Origin of the sequence: Sphingobacterium bovisgrunnientis, assembly GCF_009829085.1 — a bacterium.
Lineage (GTDB): Bacteria > Bacteroidota > Bacteroidia > Sphingobacteriales > Sphingobacteriaceae > Sphingobacterium > Sphingobacterium bovisgrunnientis.
This window is the reverse complement of the sequence record NZ_WUQY01000077.1, coordinates 1-1,552: the sequence shown is the minus strand read 5'-3', so window position 1 is coordinate 1,552 and position 1,552 is coordinate 1. Positions and strand designations below refer to the sequence as shown.

1 protein-coding gene is annotated in these 1,552 nt (G+C 33.1%); it reads right to left on the bottom strand.

What is annotated here, in order from left to right:
• Positions 1 to 593 precede the first annotated feature (593 nt).
• A partial coding sequence (locus tag GOQ16_RS17140) for a transposase (protein ID WP_204987515.1) occupies positions 594 to 1,552 on the bottom strand: 959 nt, incomplete at its 5' end.

Sequence of the window (1,552 nt, the reverse complement as noted above, 5' to 3'; positions counted from 1 at the left end):
TCGTGCATCTGAATAATATAATAATGCAAATATCCGATTATTTTTCTTCTACTCCACAGGTTTTGTACATGATCCATTAAAACACTAAAAAGAAAGCTATTTCTGTATATTTGAATTTAGCTTTAAAAAATTGATTTTCAATTGATTAAAAAGCTAATGATAACCGTTTTTGAAGTATATTTTCATAAGCTGTAATCTTATATTTCACTTCATAAACATTATAACGAACAAATAGCTTACTTACACAGTATATAGAATCGGAAATTCATTTTATGAAAAGATTATTAAATTTGATAATAATTGTTTTGGTGATTTCATTACCATTTATTCCTATTGCAGATATTTTGATTCCCAAAGGGGTTCATTTAGAAGATCAAATATTGAGCATTATACTTCTAATTCCAATAATTAAAAGTATAGTTTGCCTTGTATTAATTATTTCTCATAAGGCTTATAATTCCAATAAACAGGGTTGGATTCTATTTACAATTGGCTTATTTGCCATTCTACCACTTTATCTTGAAATTTCAATCCTGAAGTCAACACAGCATGGATATCACGGTTTGAATCGGTTCTTCGTCAATTTTGGTGAATCATGCTGATTTTGCAAGTATCATTTTCCTCAATAGCTGAAATCCTGCCCTTCCGTACATTTTTCTTTTTATATTTTTTATTCGATTCACTTGTCCTTCAACCTGGCCGTTACTTACTGTTGTTACTACTGCATTATTCACTGCTTCATAGTCCCTTAAAATATTTTTAGCAAAATTTTTAAGCCCGCACTCTGATGCTGATGCCTCCTGAATCCATTTTTGTAACATACCGTCTTTCTTGATAAGAAACAATTGTTTAAAAGCCTTTATCAATTGCTCCATTTGTTTTATTGGAGGAAGCTTTTCAAATAATAATTCTAAAAATTCTTTATCATCTTCCTTTAGGTGTTTTGACTCCCTATAGAGCATTAAGGATAATTGGGTTGGCGACCAAGTTTTTGCTACCACCACCTGCGCCTTGTATTTCATTCTACTAAGCCCAGGCATATTATAAACTTCATTCATCTTGTGGCAAAACTGGGTATACTTACCATTGAATCCCATCTGAACAATAGTGTTATGCAGTTCTCGATATGTTTTTCCGTGGTTCCCTTCGCTCAAAAGATAATTGATGAAGGATTCCAAATTGGTGGAGTTGCTGGATTGTCTTTTCTCAAGTTTTTCCATGGATACATACCTTGCGACTGTTTTTCGATCCAGGTTTGTAATTCTGGCAATTTGTCTCAGCGTAATACCATTGGCATATAACTCTTTAACCTTGTCGAATAGATATTGTTTATGTGCACCAATGTTTGCTGTAGAAATAGTTGGTGCTACAACTTCTAAATTTGCTTCAACAGGCCCGGTAACTTCCGTTAATGAAGGTTCTTTCCTTTTGGGATCATTATAAAGCTTAAATATTTCCTTCAATTCTTTTGCTTTTGATTGGAAGACTTTTTTAGCTGCTTCCCCTAAGTTCATAATTAGGTGAAAGCGGTCGGCTACCTGAATGGCATCAG